This window comes from Bacillus sp. ISL-57 (assembly GCF_018613135.1).
GTDB classification, from domain to species: Bacteria; Bacillota; Bacilli; order Bacillales; family DSM-1321; genus Peribacillus; species Peribacillus frigoritolerans.
Genome location: NZ_JAGGQV010000019.1, coordinates 18587 through 35202, shown reverse-complemented (window position 1 = coordinate 35202; position 16616 = coordinate 18587). Strand labels below are relative to the sequence as shown.

20 protein-coding genes are annotated in these 16616 nt (G+C 41.2%); 10 read left to right on the top strand and 10 right to left on the bottom strand.

Annotation, left to right across the window (positions count from 1 at the left end; genetic code table 11):
* Nucleotides 1-25: 25 nt before the first annotated feature.
* Complete coding sequence (locus J7I90_RS20870) at nucleotides 26-946, bottom strand: TIGR01777 family oxidoreductase (protein ID WP_214773797.1); 921 nt, start codon at nucleotides 944-946, stop codon at nucleotides 26-28.
* A 126-nt stretch (nucleotides 947-1072) separates the two neighbouring features.
* Between J7I90_RS20870 and recX the strand changes: the two genes are divergently transcribed.
* Both recX and J7I90_RS20860 read left to right on the top strand, forming a co-directional pair.
* Nucleotides 1073-1870, top strand: coding sequence for a recombination regulator RecX (gene recX, locus J7I90_RS20865; RefSeq protein WP_214773578.1), 798 nt, complete (start codon nucleotides 1073-1075; stop codon nucleotides 1868-1870).
* Nucleotides 1871-1945: 75 nt separating this feature from the next.
* Nucleotides 1946-2257: a YfhH family protein gene (locus tag J7I90_RS20860; RefSeq protein ID WP_214773577.1), complete on the top strand. Its 312-nt coding sequence runs from the start codon at nucleotides 1946-1948 to the stop codon at nucleotides 2255-2257.
* A 41-nt stretch (nucleotides 2258-2298) separates the two neighbouring features.
* On the opposite strand, the gene J7I90_RS20855 is transcribed toward J7I90_RS20860, so the two are convergent.
* Nucleotides 2299-2454 carry a small, acid-soluble spore protein K gene (locus J7I90_RS20855; RefSeq protein WP_214773576.1) on the bottom strand — a complete coding sequence of 52 codons (156 nt, stop codon included), beginning with the start codon at nucleotides 2452-2454 and terminating at the stop codon, nucleotides 2299-2301.
* A 113-nt stretch (nucleotides 2455-2567) separates the two neighbouring features.
* On the opposite strand from J7I90_RS20855, the gene J7I90_RS20850 reads away from it, so the two are divergent.
* Nucleotides 2568-2834, top strand: a complete 267-nt coding sequence (locus tag J7I90_RS20850; protein WP_096339008.1) for a YfhJ family protein — start codon at nucleotides 2568-2570, stop codon at nucleotides 2832-2834.
* Nucleotides 2835-2882: 48 nt separating this feature from the next.
* Here J7I90_RS20850 and J7I90_RS20845 read toward each other — a convergent pair whose 3' ends face one another.
* Nucleotides 2883-3860 carry a metal-dependent hydrolase gene (locus J7I90_RS20845; RefSeq protein WP_214773575.1) on the bottom strand — a complete coding sequence of 326 codons (978 nt, stop codon included), beginning with the start codon at nucleotides 3858-3860 and terminating at the stop codon, nucleotides 2883-2885.
* A 209-nt stretch (nucleotides 3861-4069) separates the two neighbouring features.
* Here J7I90_RS20845 and mutY point away from each other — a divergent pair, with 209 nt between their 5' ends.
* Nucleotides 4070-5188, top strand: a complete 1119-nt coding sequence (gene mutY / locus J7I90_RS20840; protein WP_214773574.1) for an A/G-specific adenine glycosylase — start codon at nucleotides 4070-4072, stop codon at nucleotides 5186-5188.
* A gap of 213 nt (nucleotides 5189-5401) precedes the next feature.
* Here mutY and J7I90_RS20835 read toward each other — a convergent pair whose 3' ends face one another.
* Entirely contained in the window at nucleotides 5402-5626 is a 225-nt protein-coding gene (locus J7I90_RS20835) for a hypothetical protein (RefSeq protein ID WP_034305377.1), read from the bottom strand.
* A 67-nt stretch (nucleotides 5627-5693) separates the two neighbouring features.
* Here J7I90_RS20835 and fabL point away from each other — a divergent pair, with 67 nt between their 5' ends.
* The 5 genes from fabL to J7I90_RS20810 all read left to right on the top strand — a co-directional run bounded on the left by fabL (nucleotide 5694) and on the right by J7I90_RS20810 (nucleotide 9971).
* On the top strand, nucleotides 5694-6443 hold the full coding sequence (fabL, locus tag J7I90_RS20830) for an enoyl-[acyl-carrier-protein] reductase FabL (protein ID WP_048685448.1): 750 nt from the start codon (nucleotides 5694-5696) through the stop codon (nucleotides 6441-6443).
* Between the two features lie 81 nt (nucleotides 6444-6524).
* Nucleotides 6525-6803, top strand: coding sequence for a gamma-type small acid-soluble spore protein (locus J7I90_RS20825; protein ID WP_048685445.1), 279 nt, complete (start codon nucleotides 6525-6527; stop codon nucleotides 6801-6803).
* Nucleotides 6804-6962: 159 nt separating this feature from the next.
* Nucleotides 6963-7217, top strand: coding sequence for a YgaB family protein (locus tag J7I90_RS20820; RefSeq protein ID WP_214773573.1), 255 nt, complete (start codon nucleotides 6963-6965; stop codon nucleotides 7215-7217).
* 233 nt (nucleotides 7218-7450) lie between these two features.
* Nucleotides 7451-7981 carry a nucleoside tri-diphosphate phosphatase gene (gene ntdP / locus J7I90_RS20815; RefSeq protein ID WP_048685440.1) on the top strand — a complete coding sequence of 177 codons (531 nt, stop codon included), beginning with the start codon at nucleotides 7451-7453 and terminating at the stop codon, nucleotides 7979-7981.
* 241 nt (nucleotides 7982-8222) lie between these two features.
* Complete coding sequence (locus tag J7I90_RS20810; protein ID WP_214773572.1) at nucleotides 8223-9971, top strand: ABC transporter ATP-binding protein; 1749 nt, start codon at nucleotides 8223-8225, stop codon at nucleotides 9969-9971.
* Nucleotides 9972-10047: 76 nt separating this feature from the next.
* Here J7I90_RS20810 and J7I90_RS20805 read toward each other — a convergent pair whose 3' ends face one another.
* The 5 genes from J7I90_RS20805 to J7I90_RS20785 all read right to left on the bottom strand — a co-directional run bounded on the left by J7I90_RS20805 (nucleotide 10048) and on the right by J7I90_RS20785 (nucleotide 14468).
* On the bottom strand, nucleotides 10048-10965 hold the full coding sequence (locus J7I90_RS20805; RefSeq protein ID WP_048678324.1) for an EamA family transporter: 918 nt from the start codon (nucleotides 10963-10965) through the stop codon (nucleotides 10048-10050).
* A 294-nt stretch (nucleotides 10966-11259) separates the two neighbouring features.
* Entirely contained in the window at nucleotides 11260-11607 is a 348-nt protein-coding gene (locus J7I90_RS20800) for a hypothetical protein (protein ID WP_214773571.1), read from the bottom strand.
* 13 nt (nucleotides 11608-11620) lie between these two features.
* Complete coding sequence (locus tag J7I90_RS20795) at nucleotides 11621-12151, bottom strand: NAD(P)H-dependent oxidoreductase (protein WP_034305357.1); 531 nt, start codon at nucleotides 12149-12151, stop codon at nucleotides 11621-11623.
* Nucleotides 12152-12169: 18 nt separating this feature from the next.
* On the bottom strand, nucleotides 12170-13774 hold the full coding sequence (locus J7I90_RS20790; RefSeq protein WP_396020453.1) for a DHA2 family efflux MFS transporter permease subunit: 1605 nt from the start codon (nucleotides 13772-13774) through the stop codon (nucleotides 12170-12172).
* 55 nt (nucleotides 13775-13829) lie between these two features.
* Nucleotides 13830-14468 carry a biotin/lipoyl-containing protein gene (locus tag J7I90_RS20785; RefSeq protein WP_054397801.1) on the bottom strand — a complete coding sequence of 213 codons (639 nt, stop codon included), beginning with the start codon at nucleotides 14466-14468 and terminating at the stop codon, nucleotides 13830-13832.
* A 324-nt stretch (nucleotides 14469-14792) separates the two neighbouring features.
* On the opposite strand from J7I90_RS20785, the gene J7I90_RS20780 reads away from it, so the two are divergent.
* Nucleotides 14793-15251, top strand: a complete 459-nt coding sequence (locus J7I90_RS20780) for a MarR family winged helix-turn-helix transcriptional regulator (RefSeq protein WP_214773569.1) — start codon at nucleotides 14793-14795, stop codon at nucleotides 15249-15251.
* Between the two features lie 57 nt (nucleotides 15252-15308).
* Here J7I90_RS20780 and J7I90_RS20775 read toward each other — a convergent pair whose 3' ends face one another.
* The gene (locus J7I90_RS20775) at nucleotides 15309-16400 is read right to left on the bottom strand and encodes an FUSC family protein (protein ID WP_048678310.1); all 1092 of its coding nucleotides are present in this window, start codon (nucleotides 16398-16400) and stop codon (nucleotides 15309-15311) included.
* Nucleotides 16401-16616 lie beyond the last annotated feature (216 nt).

Below are 16616 nucleotides of genomic sequence, written 5' to 3'. Positions count from 1 at the left end.
CCTATTTTTTCCTAAAATGACCCTTTCATACGTGGGAATCTTCTTTTAAGATATTTTGTAAGGCTTCTTTAAGGGTTAGAAAGGAAAAGCTGAATCCTTCCTCTTTAAGTTTAGTGGGAAGGACATTTTGCCCTTCAAGTACAAGGATGCTCATTTCCCCCAACAATTTCTTGAGGAAGAAAGGGGGGACAGTTAACCAATGGGGCCGGTGCAGGACAGCTCCTATCGTTTTACCGAATGTATCCATCTGAACGGGGTTCGGCGCCGTAAAATTGACTGGACCTTCTAACCTGGCATCATTCATGCAAAAGATGATTGCACGGACCGCGTCATGGATATGAATCCAGGAAAGCCACTGATTCCCTTTGCCAATCTTTCCTCCGCCAAATAGTTTATAGGGGAAGGACATCATTGGCAGTGCTCCGTCTTTTTCTCCAAGAATCACCCCGAATCTTGTAAAGATCAACCTTTTACTGTAAGAGCGTGATTTAGCCGCTTCCTTTTCCCATAGTTGAACAGTACGGGCCAAGAAATCATCACCAATGGATTCAGAGGTTTCGGTAAAGGTCTCACCGTCCGAAATACCATAATATCCGATTGCACTTGCATTGATGATGACGGACACTTTATCGGGCAGTATGGAAATGATCCGGTTCATCTCTTTGCAAGCTTCAATCCTGCTTTCGACAATCCGGCGCTTTCGTTCAGGTGTCCAACGGCCGCTGTTCAGGGATTCACCAGCAAGGTTAATGAACACATCGAGCCCCTCCAAGTGCATTTCCGGCGTTGCCTCCTCGGTCAACCAGCCGATATATGTCAAATTAGTCCGTTTTTTAAATTTTTCGGGATGACGGGTCAAAATATATAGTTCATGATTTTCTTTTGATAATTCATCAATAAGGGCTGTGCCGACAAAACCGCTTCCACCAGCAATGGCTATTTTCATGAAAATCACTTCCTTTCCCTGTCTTTCCTTCACTTTAACATGCCCATGTTCTTTTTTCATTTTTAGGCATGCTACATATAGAAATGGTAAACGTAAAGGGGTAAAGTAGGTGTGGGGGGTGGATTTATGCCAAACATAACAAAAATAACAACCCAGAAGAAACGTAAAGATCGTTATAACATCTTCGTCGAGGAAAAATATGCCTTCAGTGTAGACGAAGAAGTGCTATTGAAATTTCAGTTGAAAAAGGGTATGGAACTTGATGACCTGCTTTTGGCCGAAATACAATTCCATGATGAAATCCAAAAAGCATTTACCGATGCACTTAATTATTTATCATACCGGATGCGCTCGGAATCGGAAATTCGCCTTTATTTAAAAAAGAAGGAAACGGAAGAGCCGATCATTAAGGAAGCGGTACATAAACTATACAGTTTTAACTATTTAGACGACCTTGAATTTTCCAAGGCTTACGTACGGACCCATGTGAATGGAGGGAATAAAGGGCCCACTACCCTTAAGCTTGAGCTTAAGGAAAAAGGGGTGCAGGATAAGTTGATTGTCGAGGCATTGAAGGAATACCCCTATGATATTCAAATTGAACATGCAAGGAATCTCGCTGGAAAAGCGGTCAAAAAAGAAAAAAACATTTCCGAACGAGCGTTAAGGCTGAAGGTTGAACAAACCTTGTTACGGAAAGGTTTCCCTAGAGATGTCATCCAAAAAGCACTTGAAGGTGTGACGGTTGAAAAGGATGAGGATGAACAATGGGATTCTCTTTGCCACCATGCCGAAAAAATGCAACGCCGCTATAAAAACCATGAAGGCTTCGAATATGAACAAAAAATGAAGCAGGCATTATACCGAAAAGGTTTTCCAATAGAATTGATTGAGCGTTATCTTTCCAATCCTGATGGGGAATAAGTGCATCAATAGCCAAATCACAAAATTTTGTTTAATATAGAAGTAAATTAATTATTCATTTGAGGAGTCATATATATGAGCGAAGTAAGATACAGCAAGCTGTCTGCCTATGAACTGCAACAAGAAATCGCAGCGTTGACTGAAAAAGCGAGAAAAGCAGAGCAATTGGGAATGGTTAATGAATATTCAGTATTGGAACGAAAAGTGACGATGGCCAAGGCCTATTTGTTAAATCCTGATGATTTCAAAAAAGGTGAAATATATCAAATTGACGGAGATCCCGGTGTCTATTTCAAAATTGATTATATGAACGGCGTATTCGCTTGGGGTTACCGCTTGGGCGGTAGCGGTAAGGAAGAAGCACTCCCGATTTCAATGCTTAAATAAAAAGGAACCGGGGAAGTACCCGATTCCTTCAGATGTACCTTTTAATTCGATCGCTCGTTTGAAGATTTCATTCTTTCCTGAGGGTGTGTATTAATACTTCCATCTGCACGCTTTGAAGCATATCTTGCCTTTGCACGAGGCTCGCCTTGGAATTTGTTATTGTTTTGGTTGGGGAATCCTTTTTGTTTATTTCGCAAATTTTTCTCCTCCAAGCATCAGATTAAAGAAAGAAGCGTTTCCGCTTACAACTAGTATGGGTATGGGACAGTATAGTTCATTCTGTAAAAATATTGGCAATGAGGTGGTTCTAATGAATGATTACCATGAAAGATTAACCAAGATACTGCTTGAGAAAAATGAACACATCACGTATGAACAAGCTTTGACTTGGGTGGAATTATTATGGGAAGATTTCGAAGCGACCTATGCAAAGGCTGGGCATGAATATGCCGGTGAAGAAATGACATCGCGCGTTGTAAGGACCTGGATTGATAACTACGGTGAGCAATTCCATGAATTCATTGCAAAGAATCCTAAATATAAGCAGTTATTAAATCAGCAGAATCGACTGCATTAAAAAAGCTGATTCCAGAGGAGTTCCTGGAATCAGCTCTTTTTCAATATCCTACAAAATAATATTCAACTTCTTCTGCAGCTTCGCTTCGCTAAAGATCCAGCCGGTATAAGAATTTAAGATATTCAATTCGCTGTCTAAGTGAACCACTGCCACAAACGGGTAATATCCATTGCTGCGATATCTTAAATCGATAAAACGGACTTCATAATATTCTTTTATCTGTTCGATTTCGAAGCGGTAAACCGGAGAAAAGGACAGAAAGGCTGCCAAGTTGATATCCTTCTTGGCGGCTTCGAGAATTTCACTTTCAGGCAATGGCACTCGATCGAACGTATCTAGAATCGTCACATATCCCTTATCGGCTCGTGCCACATAATAATTCTTTTCGGTAATCACCGCAATTTTCCAGCGGTGAAAACGCATGGTCGGGGATAAAAGAATTTTCCTTGCTCCAGGAATTTGCTGTTTGACCACTCTTTTTATAAAAGCTTGTTCCCTGAACCTGGAAATGTAATAAATGACAAGTATCCCGTAAATGGAAAGAAATAAATAGCCTGGAGGAAATCCGAAGCCCCATAATATCAGGCCTGCAACATGTATTCCAAAAATGAATGGATCGAATGTATTGATGACTCCTAAAGCTACCCATTTTGACGAAATCGGCCTAAGAGCCTGGGTCCCATAAGCATTGAATATATCCACGAATACGTGAAGGAATACGGCTAAAAAGGTCCAAAGCCAAAGATGAAGGTAATTTGCTTCAGGTATGATGGCGAAAATTGCCCCGCTGATAATCAAGGGCCAAAGTAAAACAGCGGGAATGGAATGCGTGATTCCACGGTGGTTACGTATATATACAGCGTTATTCCTTAATTTTAAAACGGTGTCAATGTCTGGAGCTTGTGATCCCAAAATCGTACCTGCTATGACTGCACTTGCAGTAACTGGGCTCTGCGCAATGACTGGATCTAATGTGGCAAGACCTCCAAGAGCAATTCCCATGACAAAGTGAGTACCTGTATCCAAAAAATTAACCTCCCTGCCACAATTTGAAGAAAATGGTCTTTCTTTCATCATACCGTATTTATATAATAACCATCAAATGAATATAATTTTGACTTATTTGAAGTGACCCGTTACAAATAAATGGATATGAACATGATATTAAAAAAAGAATGGCCTACTATAGGTATTCCCAATTTTGATTAGAGTGTAACATCTTTGGAGGAACTGATGTGAAAGAAATAACGATCCCGACAATAGAAAAAATAAAAATCGATGAATTTCAAAAAGATTTGGTTTCCTGGTTTCTCGAAGAACAAAGAGAATTGCCATGGAGGGAAAATAAGGACCCATACCGCGTTTGGGTTTCTGAAATAATGCTGCAGCAAACGAGAGTGGACACGGTGATTCCTTATTTCAATCGGTTCATCGAATGGTTCCCGACACTAGAGGACTTTGCCAATGCGGATGAAGAGAAGGTCCTGAAAGCTTGGGAAGGGCTGGGATATTACTCGCGTGTAAGGAATCTGCATAGTGCCGTTCAGGAAGTGAAGGCATCCTACAATGGGATTGTGCCGGATGAACCCGAGGAAATCTCCAAATTGAAAGGTGTCGGCCCATATACTGCTGGTGCGATTCTAAGCATCGCATACGGCAAGCCGGAGCCAGCCGTTGATGGAAACGTCATGCGTGTTTTATCAAGGATATTAATGATATATGAAGACATAGCAAAGCCAAAGACAAGAAAAACATTTGAAGCTGCCGTCAGGAAGCTGATTGATCATGAACATACCTCTGCCTTCAATCAAGCCTTGATGGAACTTGGAGCATTAATCTGCACACCTGGTAAGCCTGCCTGCCTATTATGCCCCGTTCAAAGTCATTGTCTAGCATTTGAAGCGGGGGTTCAGTCGGAATTGCCGGTAAAAATCCAAAAGAAAAAAACAAGGGATGTACCAATTGTAGCTGCCGTTTTAACGAATGAAAAAGGTGAATTCTTGATTCACAAGCGAGCATCAGAAGGATTGCTAGCTAATCTTTGGGAATATCCGAATTTCGAAAACCATTCATCCCTTTTGCATAAGAGGGAATTCTTCGAGAGTCGGTTTAAGGAAATGTATGGCGTCAAACCGGAAATCACTGAATCACTTGTAAGAATTGAACATGTTTTCTCACATCTCGTTTGGAAAGTGGACACGTATATCGGTGTGGTCAAAGAGGATATTGCTGAAGAGACGCTGAGAGAACAGCAACTTAAGTGGGTGAGTGAAGCAGAGATGGAGGAGTTGGCATTTCCGGTCTCCCACCAAAAAATGATGAGGGCGTATAAAGAAAAAGAGTACATTGAATAAGCGGTTTAGTTGCTTTTTATGGAAATATGAGTAAATCGGTTCATTCAATTTTTTCAGTACGATGAAATATTCCTTAACAATATTGGGGGACAGCCTTGATTTGTGCCATGGCGATAACGCCTTATAATGAAATCGTGATATATGCATAAAAGAGGATATCCTATAGGATATCCTCTTCCCTTTGTTGATTTTTAAAGCAATATCCGTATAAAATCATTCGTAACTGGTTTTCGTTCCATGAGTATAATCGGCTTCTTGCCTGTTAAGTCCGCCTCTATTTTCAATTTCTTTGACGATTTCGCTATGGATACTCTGTCCTTCTTGGTTTAAATAAGGTACCATTTGTTGAAGGGAGTGATGAAAATAGGCAAGTTCACTATTTTCCCAATCCGATTTTTTCATCATCGACAACTCAGTCATATCACGTCCAACATACATAACAGTAACACTCCTTAAAAAATGATTTTTATTACTCGGTGTTTACTCAGAAAGGATGAATAAACGAATGGAACAAAAAGTGGCACTCGTTACAGGTAGCAGTAAAGGTTTAGGCAGAAGTACGGCAATAAGGCTTGCAGAGGAGGGTTACGACCTCGTTATTAATTATGCCCGGAGCAAGTCGAAAGCATTAGAAGTGGCAGCCGAAATTGAAGCGTTGGGGCGAAAAGCCCTTGTAGTTAAGGCAAATGTCGGTGATGTTGCGAAAGTGAAAAGCATGTTCGAGGAAATCGATGCTTATTACGGACGGTTGGATATTTTCATCAATAATGCGGCCTCTGGCGTCCAGCGTCCATTGATGGAGCTGGAGGAATCCCATTGGAACTGGACCATGGACATCAATACAAAAGCTCTCCTTTTCTGCGCACAGGAAGCGGCGAAACTAATGGAGAGGAACGGCGGGGGGAAAATCGTCAGCATCAGTTCGTTAGGATCCATTCGCTATTTGAAAAATTATACAGCTGTTGGAGTTTCCAAAGCTGCGCTTGAAGCCCTGACAAGATATTTAGCGGTCGAATTGGCTGCTAAAAATATTTGTGTCAATGCCGTTTCAGGCGGTGTGATCGATACGGATGCCCTGAAGTCTTTCCCGAATCGGGATGAAATGCTTGCTGAGGCGGCAGAACAGACTCCCGCTGGACGGATGGTCGAGGTGGAAGATATGGTGAATACCATCCTGTTTTTAATTTCCGATGGAGCCAGGATGATTCGTGGACAAACCGTAATAGTTGATGGAGGCATTTCATTGCTTGTTTAATATAACTGGAAAAATTTAAATGATTTTTGTTGGATAGCACTCCTGGATAATGGTTATCTTATTATCGTGGAGGTGATATCAATGGCTAAAAACAACATGAATAAATCACAAGCAGGTACTGACGTTCAACAAGTAAGACAACAAAACGCGCAATCTCAGCAAGGCCAAGGCCAATTCGGTACAGAATTTGCTTCTGAAACTAACGTTCAAGAAGTAAGACAACAAAACGCGCAATCTCAACAAAGAAAAGGCCAAGGTCAAGCACAAGGCCAATTCGGTACAGAGTTTGCTTCTGAAACTAACGTTCAAGAAGTGAAACAACAAAACCAAAAATCTCAAAGCAATAAAAACCAAGGCTAATTGCCGATGAAAGCATCCTTCTTATGAAGGGTGTTTTTTTTTGGCTTCCATTGAATTCGACAAATGTTTCGTCGTGTTTACATTTTATGTCAAAGGAGAAAGCTGATAAAAATAGAATATACATACTATAGAAAAAATACAGATTAGGAAGGTGCATTCATGGAGGAATTTAACCGGCTTATAAACAACCAGTTGAAAACGATGGATAAGCTTTTACTTTTACAATCCGAAATCGAAAGATGCCAAGATATAGAGAAGCAACTCCTTGCCCTTGAAGAGGAGAGTGAAGCGGTCACCATTCAGGAAGAGATTCAACTTAAAAAGCAGGAATTGAAAAATATCCATGAAATGTTCGAACAGCAAACGGAAGAAGTCATCCGTTATTTTCAGCAAGGACAGGCAGCCATACGATAAATAACCGGCTAATTTCTTAGATGAAATGGGTGGATGGTCAGACTTTTTCGACTTATTTACACATTTTCACTGGGAGATTAGCCACTTTTGTTTTAAATTTATGAATAAATCGCTATAATATAGGAATATAGGGTAAATGGAAAAAAGTATATATTTTAAATACACATAACAACTGCAAACGGAATAGGGCACAGTACGCTGTCAGGGTGTCTATAGAAAGTAGGGAGAGATAAATGGGGATTGTTCCTGCCGAAGGAGGAAAAATCCAAATCCATAGCTATAAACATAATGGACATATCCATCGTATCTGGGAAGAGACAACCGTTTTAAAAGGGACCCAAAATCTGGTGATAGCAGCGAATGACCGTACTATGGTAACGGAATCAGATGGAAGGACCTGGATTACGAGAGAGCCGGCGATTTGCTATTTTCATTCAAAGTATTGGTTTAATGTTATTGGTATGTTGAGAGAGGACGGGGTTTATTATTATTGCAATATCAGTTCGCCGTTCACATACGATTCGGGAGCATTGAAATACATTGATTATGACCTGGACATTAAAGTATTCCCAGATATGACGTTTAATTTGCTGGATGAGGATGAATATGAAAGGCATCGGAAAGAAATGAATTACCCGGATGCCATCGATTCAATATTGAAACAGAACGTAGACTATTTGATTTATATGATACGCCAGCGAAAAGGACCATTCTCCGCAGAGTTTATTGATAGTTGGTATGAACGCTTTTTAACCTATCGATGATAGAAAAGGCCTGCTGCATAATTGGCAGGCTTTTTCATTGTGTATCGTACCTACACTTCTGATTAAATCTTTCTAGGCGCAGGAACCATTAAACCTCCTACAAATGTTTATGAAAGTGATCCTTTTGATAGTTAATTACCGAAAAGGAAAATATAATTGAATAGTGCATATAAGATTCCCAATTGACCGTTATTGGCTTTTTTAGCATTTGGATTTATTGATTAAGAAAAGGAGGAATTCCGTGGGGAGCATTAAGAGATATTTGCAATTCGTCAAACCATATAAATGGCAGATAATCGGAACGGTACTGATTGGATTGCTAAAGTTCGCGATTCCGCTTTTGCTTCCATTGCTCAGTAAGTATATAGTGGATGACATCATCGGAAACGGTGATCTGTCCAAAGCGGTGAAGTCCGAACGCCTTATATGGGCGATGGCCATCATGATATTCATTTTTGTTGCAGTTAGACCGCCGATTGAGTATTACAGACAATATTTCGCTCAATGGACCGGAACGAAAATCTTATATGATATTCGTAATGATTTATTTACTCATATACAGAAACTGAGTTTTAAATATTATTCCAATACAAGGGTGGGCGAGGTCATTTCAAGGATGATCACGGACGTGGAACAAACAAAGAACTTTGTCATCACGGGTTTGATGAACCTTTGGCTCGATATCGCAACGATCATCATAGTGATAGTCATCATGTTTACGATGGACGTGAAATTAACCATCGTATCCATCATCATGCTTCCATTTTACGCATTTTCGATTAAGCATTTCTTTGGCAAGTTGAGAACCTATACAAGGATTCGGTCCCAAGCCTTAGCGGATGTACAGAGTCACCTTCATGAACGGATTTCAGGGATGTCAGTCATCAAAAGCTTTGCGATAGAAGACAGGGAACAGGAATTGTTTGCGAAGCAGAACAAGAATTTCCTCGATAAGGCCCTAAAGCATACGAGCTGGAATGCCAAGTCATTTGCTGTCGTTAATACGATCACGGATATTGCGCCCTTGCTCGTGATAGGATTTGCCGGTTATCAGGTCATTCATGAACAATTGTCACTGGGTACCATGGTTGCTTTCGTCGGTTTCATTGACCGGCTATATAATCCCCTCAGACGTTTAGTTAACTCTTCGACGACAATGACCCAGACATTGGCGTCCATGGACAGGGTTTTTGAGTTTGTGGATGAGAAGTATGATATCGATGACGAACCAGGGGCGAAAGAGCTGAAGCATGTAGATGGCCGAATAACCTTTCAGGATGTATCGTTTGCTTATGACGAGAAAGAGGCACCCGTTTTGAAACATATAAACTTGGATGTTAAACCAGGGGAAACCATTGCACTTGTCGGTATGAGCGGCGGCGGGAAATCGTCGATCGTCAGTTTGATTTCCCGTTTCTATGATGTGACGGAGGGAAGGGTATTATTGGATGGGACGGATATCCGTAAATATCAAGTCCGCAGCCTAAGAGATAAAATAGGAATGGTTCTACAGGACAATATCTTATTTAGTGAATCGGTTAAGGCCAACATCCTTATGGGACGACCTGATGCAAGTGATGAAGAAGTATTTGAAGCGGCAAAAGCGGCGAATGCCCATGACTTCATCATGGGTCTAAAAGAAGGATATGAAACGAAAGTCGGGGAGCGGGGAGTTAAATTATCCGGGGGCCAAAAGCAACGGGTGGCCATTGCGAGGGTATTTTTGAAAAACCCGCCAATCCTTGTTCTCGACGAAGCCACCTCGGCATTGGATTTGGAAAGTGAACACTTTATCCAGGAGGCGCTGGATATTTTGGCGAAAAACCGGACCACGATCATTGTCGCCCATCGGTTATCAACCATCACCCATGCCGATCGGATCATTCATATCGATAATGGGGAAATTACGGAAATGGGAACACACGAAGAACTTATGAAAAAGCAAGGGCATTACTACAACCTATTTCAAGTACAACAATTGGATTCTTAAGGAATCCAAGATAAAAAAGAAGACCATTCCGCTAAAGGAATGGTCTTCTTTTCTGATACGAACTGGTGCATGAACGTTATGAAATCCTTTTTTCATGCAGCGTTTTTTTTCCAGGAAGGAAATGCGGCAGATGTTTTATTCCCTCAGGCAAGGCGATGCCGACGATGATCAAGCACATCCCGAACCATTGCAGTGACGTAACCTGTTCATTCAAGAAGATGACGGAAACGACCATCGCTGAAGGCAGTTCCGCAGCACAAAGAATCGTTCCAAGCCCGACCCCCACTTTCGGCAAACTGACAGCAAAGAAAAAGAAAGGAACTAAAACACCCAATGTGCCAAGCAGCAGACCGTAGTACCATAAGTTCGTCTGGACAAGATTCGTCACAAGTGTGACGGGGTTAGTCGTGAATACAGCAGTCAGCATACCACCCGTTGCAATGAAAAACAGCCGTTTCATGGAAGATTCCCCAACAGCGAATTGAGAGTTGCAGTACATATACAGCGCAAAAAGCAATGCAGACAATAGTCCGAACAATACGCCTTTTAGGCTTAGGCCAGATAGAGGCTGACCAAAGATTGCCCCTGCCAATAATGTACCGATGAAAAGAACGAAAATGGCAATGAGTTTATTTTTATCCGGGCGTCTTTTATTTAAGAAGCTTTCAATAAGGACGCCTATCCAGGTAAATTGAAATAAAAAAACAACGGCAATGGAAGCGGGAAGCTCGGATACGGAAACGGCATATGCCTTTCCGACGAAAGTGGACATCATGCCCGTGATTAAAAGTAATCCGGCACTCTTCCATGAAACTTTATATTTAAACGAAAAGAGAAATATAACGGAGACAATCAGCCAACCGACAAGATATTGACTGCCGACCAGTTCTCCAGAAGAATGGCCATCCATGAATCCAAACTTCATCATGGTGGATAAAGTGCCATATGAAATCGAACCGATTAAGACCATTATGGAATACTTCAAAAGTTGCATATTTTTCACCCCTATAAAAATAAAAATCGCCACCTGCCAAAAAGGCAAGTGACGAACGAAAAAAGGAAATCCTTTTAAAATTCCGTCTCTCAACAAAAGCTGAGTTTAACAAATTGTATGCGTTGCATTACCTTAGCTTAAAGTCTTTGTGAATATTTGTCAACCAGAAAATAAAGTTAAAGACTGTACGTCAATCACTAAGTTTAAGGTGGCCGCAGAGATAAGAGAAGATCCAATCATGGCATATAAAACAAAACCCCCAAATGGCAAATAAGCCGGATGGGGGGGCGTGTTTCAATCGCCATTCTGTCGGAAGTCTTCCAATGTACCACGGTATTCCTTGTCTTTCATTTTGCGAAGATCAGGTTTTTTTTCTGAAGTTTGCTCTTCATTTGGTTTTTGTTTGTGTAGCTTGGAAAGTGCCAACCGATAATCTTGATCTTTCATTTTCAATTCATCATTGTCTGTCGGGGTGATGATTTCGGTAATGGATTCATCTGCTGTAGGGAAAGCGGATGAATCCGACGAATTCTCTTCCTCGACTGCAGGCGGCTTACCTTCAGGTGATAAGGCTTTGATATTGAATGTGATCAAGCCCGTAACCGCTAATATGGCAACGATGATAATTAGAATTATGCCCATTTAATCAAGCCTCCTAGAGCCCGTTTATGAATGAACGGGTGACATGGGCTACCCGTTTTCCTAATGCTTCTCCAAGCTTTAAGTCATTTTTGGTGATATTGTCATCCACACCGGGCGGACAACTTATCCCTACTCCATAGTAGGAACCATATAAGGCATTTTCCGGGACAGTGCCGGGCAAGCCGACAATGATCATGCCTTGATGAAGCATAGGGGTGATTAAGTTCAGCATGGTAGCCTCGAGTCCGCCATGTACGGTGGCCGTGGTACAGAACACAGCACCCACTTTATTGATCAGCGCACCTTCCGCCCATAGATACCCAAGTTTATCGATCCATGTTTTCAAACTCGAACTGATGGTTCCGAAATGACCGGGACAGCCCCAAATGATCGCATCCATTTCCTGAAGCTTATAAACATCAGCCTCGTTTACATGGTCAATGAGAACTTCAGCCCCAGGAACCGCAGCGGCTCCTTGAGCTATTGATTCGGCAAGTGCTTTCGTATGGTTACCTTCACTGTCGTAAACAACATAGATCTTCATTTTAATTCCTCCATTTAATTAAACCGATTTTTTTACTGGTGAAGGAAGCAAAGGTACATCCAAAGGTTCTTGTTTAGCTTGTTTCATTGCTTTATCCTTCCGAACGTCGCGCAAAAATAGTGAGAGAACGATGCCGGCAATTGCGAAGCCTGTTGCCCAAAAGAATGCATCATTGATTCCCATTACATTTGCCTGACCCTGGATTTGAGAAGAAATCAGCGACATGGCAGTTTCCTGTGCCTGTTCACTAGTTTGATTCATCGAAGTCATGATGGATTGAACGATAGTTTGGAGATTCTGAACAAAACCGGGATCACTCGTACTCATTTCCGTTCCTAAAGCAGTTCCATGGAAAGAAGCACGGGTTGTATAAATGGTCGTCACGAAGCTCGTACCAATGGCTCCGGTCACTTGTTTCAGCGTATTGCTCATTGCCGTACCATGTGTATTCAAATGCTTGGGTAGCTGATTCATCCCAGCAGTCATGATTGGCATCATCAGTAAAGACATTCCAAGTGCGCGGATGGCATAAATGATGACCAAAGTCGAATAGGTTGTTTCCGTAGTCAATTTAGCGAATTCGAAGGTTGTGACGGCAGTGATCGCCAACCCAATTAGTGCTAATGGACGAGGTCCGATTTTGTCAAATAATGCTCCTGAAATGGGTGACATCACCATCATCACAAGGGCTCCGGGTAGCATCAACAGGCCGGATTGAACTGGTGTGAAGCCTCTTAAAGTCTGCAAATATATAGGCAATAAGAATATCCCGGTAAACATGGCCACTGTGACGATTGCAGAAATGATATTGGATAATACGAACATATCATACTTAAATACACGGAAGTCGAGCATAGGTGTTTCCGATTTTAGCTGTTGAACCACAAAAAGCGTCAAAAGGATCAGCCCAATGATGATCGTTCCCAGAACGATGGGATCCGTCCAGCTTTTGGAACCTGCTTCACTGACACCGTATAGTAATGATGCTACACCTAGCAAGGATAGAGTGGCACCCAGCAAATCCAATTTGATTTTCCTTGGTTCCGCTACATTACGCATACTTAAAAAGGCGAGTGTCATGACGATCATGCCTAATGGCACCATTGCGTAGAACATGACACGCCAGCTATATTCCTGAATGACCCAACCTGATAACGTCGGGCCGATTGCAGGGGCAAACATAATGGCAAGTCCAAAGATCCCCATTCCTTTCCCGCGCATTTCCGGAGGGAAGATGAAAAGAATGATCGTCATGACCAAAGGCTGCAGGATTCCGCCGCCAGCGGCCTGAATCAGCCGTCCTGTAAGGATGACGGGGAAGTTTGGTGCGATACCGCAGATGAATGTCCCGACGGTGAATAGAAACATGGCAGCCAGGAATAAAATGCGCGTGCCGAACCGTTCTATTAAAAAAGCGGAAAGCGGGATCAAGGCTCCATTCACGAGCATGAATCCAGTTGATAACCATTGAATCGTAGTCGCAGCTACATTGAACTCTGCCATCATCCTAGGCATGGCGACACTAAGCAGGGTTTGATTCAAAATGACCATGAACAAACCTAGCATTAGGATAATTAACATGGGGGCAAACTGTTTCATTCCCCTGTTTTCATTTACTGTGATGGTTTGAGAAGCCATTTAAAGAAAAGCCTCCTTTCTGTATAACTGTGTAGCCGGTTTATTTAGTCGAAATTTTCACTTCTGCGTTCATGCCAGGCAGAACTTTATCGGATGGTGCTTTGATGGAAATTTTCACTGGTACTTTTTGAGTGACTTTCGTATAGTTCCCGCTGCTGTTTTGATTGCCCATCACTGAAAAGACAGACGTTGTAGCATAACCGATCTGTTCCAAAGTACCTTCGAAGACCGTATCGGGATCTCCATCGATGATAATATCGACGCTGTCACCTTTTTCGATATCCTTCAATTTATTTTCTTCAATATTAGCCGTTATGGACAGATCTTCCATATTGATGGTTTGAGCTAGCGTTTGACCTGCTTGAACAAGCTGCTCATCATGCACTTGTGTTTTAACGATCGTACCTTGTGCTGCGGTTTTTACCGCTTCTTTACCGTCTAAGGTGGTTACATTGGCAACTTTGTCATCCTTACTTACACTGTCTCCTTCGTGCAAGTCCCAATCTGCTAGTTTACCGGCAGCGGGGGCAACGATGGTATATAACTCACCTGACACTTTCGCTTCATCCGTTTTAATGAAATTCGTGCTTTCATAATAGTAATAAGCCCCACCGGCCAATACCGCTATTATAATAACCAAACCAATGACATTGATTAAAACTAAACGTCCTCTATTCACTTGTTTCGCCTCCAAAAAAATATTGATATTGTATTTCTTTTTTGATTAACGTTCATTAGCTAGAAATGACATCCTCCCATTCTAATGTTTATTTATTAATTTTAATAAATATTAATTTTTATAAGTATTAATATTATTAAGTAAAGAGTTTACCAGTTTAATTATTTTTTGTCATGTAATTTATTCGGAAAAATGGTGGGAAATAAATACAGTGAAATAGTAAAAATTTGAATTTTTTTTAGTTTTAAGGATATATGGAAAGTAAAGTTGACATTGGAATGCCATTTAATTAAATTTAAGAGGTAGGATTGTCCTATATAAGGAGTGAGAAGGCTGGAATTTAAATGGGAAGTAACTAATAGTATAGAAATGCAGATTTTTCGGATCAGGAAGAAGCTTAGGGCCATCGTAGCAAAAAATCTTCAGCCTTATGGATTAACATCACCTCAGTTTTTCATTTTATTGATATTGAAAAAAGAGGGGTCAATTAAATCGACCCAGCTGGCTGACTTCTTAACCGTAAAGCCAAGTGCGATTACCGTATTTGTAGATAAGTTGGTCGAAATGGATTATGTGAAACGGCAGCCCTCTGATAAGGATCGCAGGGTCATCAACCTTGAATTGAAAGAGGCTGGGGAAGCGATTTTGGGGAGAGTCCTCGCGGAGCATAACGAATTGATGGGCAAGAACTTCAATTCATTCTCGGAAGAAGAGCTGCAGGATCTTTTGAAGAAATTGGATACGATTGAAAAGGCTGCCGATAAGAACCTTTTGGATGATTGAATGAGGGCATGCTCTAAATAGAGACGAAAAAAGACGGTTCCCGGGAACCGTCTTTTTTTAATCTTCTTCATATTGGACAGATATTTCGTTATCTTCCTTATGGAAGGACTGGAAGCTGACGATCAGCTTTTCAAGGTGTTCCAATTGTTCGTCATATTCTATGACTGCAGAAATCAATGGTACAAGGCGGGCAGAGAGATGGCCTAGGTTATCATGCATTTCGTCCACTTGATTCTGCTGTTCGAAAAAATGGGCGAGCAGTTCTTTACGGCTTAAACAATCCTGGTCCCAATCTTCAATCTCCTCGATTGACTTGATTTTTTCGATATGCAGTAAGATCAACTGCTCATGCTTGCGGATCAAGGAATCAAGCTGCTGTAAGATGCTCCGTTGGAAATCTTCAGGCATTTGATATACTTCATTCTCGAATTTATGGATTCTCTTCAAGGTTTCAAACGCTTTTTTCGTCGTTATGATCATTTGCCGATAAACGACAAGCTTTCTTGCTTTAGCAACACTGTTCTTCTTGAAATATTCCCGTTCCTCTTTGTACATGGAATAGATATGTTCCAAATCGAGTAACTCCGCCTTCAATCGGCTGATGTCCTTTTTCAATAAAGTGTGTTCTGTAGCATGTCTTGTGCTGATTCTGATCCATTTCAAGATGTCTTCCGTTACATCTGTAATGCGTGTATAAAGCTTTGCTTCGTACTTTGGAGGAATGAAAACAAGATTCACGATAAACGAAGAAACGATTCCAAGCAAAACGGATGAGAGACGAATAAAGGCAAAATTAAGGAATTCCCCGTCCTGGCTTTCCATGATGGCAATGACCGTCACGATGGAAAGGACAATCGTTTTATCCATTTTCAGTTTTAAATTGATGGTTATGACAACCATTACGGCAAGACCGATCATAAAAATATCATTTCCGAACAACAAAACGAAGGAGACAGCAACCAATGCGCCAATGATATTTCCTTGAATTTGCTCCAATACCGTTTGATATGAACGGTAAATGGTCGGCTGTATTGCAAAAATTGCAGCAATCCCAGAAAGGACAGGAGCAGGAAGGTTAAGCAGTTCCGATAGGTAAAGCGCTAAAACAATTGCTATTCCTGTTTTGAGAATGCGGGCACCAAACTTCATATATGGGTTAATCCTTTCTTTGTGTTGTAATGGATCTGGAAAGCAAAGGCTCTATTAATTATAGGCCTTTGCTTAAAGTTGTATTCTAACTTATTTGTTAGTACTTTACACTAAAATAAGATGATGTAAACAAAAAGTAATATACAGGAATTTCCTAAGAGTTACAATAGTTAAAATCAAGTTTAATATATAAAGAAACGATAGGCAATTTCTTGA

Coding starts and splice junctions, on each gene's coding strand:
- J7I90_RS20870 (WP_214773797.1), bottom strand. CDS start 946: ATGAAAATAGCCATTGCTGGTGGAAGCGGTTTTGTCGGCACAGCCCTT.
- recX (WP_214773578.1), top strand. CDS start 1,073: ATGCCAAACATAACAAAAATAACAACCCAGAAGAAACGTAAAGATCGT.
- J7I90_RS20860 (WP_214773577.1), top strand. CDS start 1,946: ATGAGCGAAGTAAGATACAGCAAGCTGTCTGCCTATGAACTGCAACAA.
- J7I90_RS20850 (WP_096339008.1), top strand. CDS start 2,568: ATGAATGATTACCATGAAAGATTAACCAAGATACTGCTTGAGAAAAAT.
- J7I90_RS20835 (WP_034305377.1), bottom strand. CDS start 5,626: ATGTATGTTGGACGTGATATGACTGAGTTGTCGATGATGAAAAAATCG.
- fabL (WP_048685448.1), top strand. CDS start 5,694: ATGGAACAAAAAGTGGCACTCGTTACAGGTAGCAGTAAAGGTTTAGGC.
- J7I90_RS20825 (WP_048685445.1), top strand. CDS start 6,525: ATGGCTAAAAACAACATGAATAAATCACAAGCAGGTACTGACGTTCAA.
- J7I90_RS20820 (WP_214773573.1), top strand. CDS start 6,963: ATGGAGGAATTTAACCGGCTTATAAACAACCAGTTGAAAACGATGGAT.
- ntdP (WP_048685440.1), top strand. CDS start 7,451: ATGGGGATTGTTCCTGCCGAAGGAGGAAAAATCCAAATCCATAGCTAT.
- J7I90_RS20805 (WP_048678324.1), bottom strand. CDS start 10,965: ATGCAACTTTTGAAGTATTCCATAATGGTCTTAATCGGTTCGATTTCA.
- J7I90_RS20800 (WP_214773571.1), bottom strand. CDS start 11,607: ATGGGCATAATTCTAATTATCATCGTTGCCATATTAGCGGTTACGGGC.
- J7I90_RS20795 (WP_034305357.1), bottom strand. CDS start 12,151: ATGAAGATCTATGTTGTTTACGACAGTGAAGGTAACCATACGAAAGCA.
- J7I90_RS20775 (WP_048678310.1), bottom strand. CDS start 16,400: ATGAAGTTTGGTGCCCGCATTCTCAAAACAGGAATAGCAATTGTTTTA.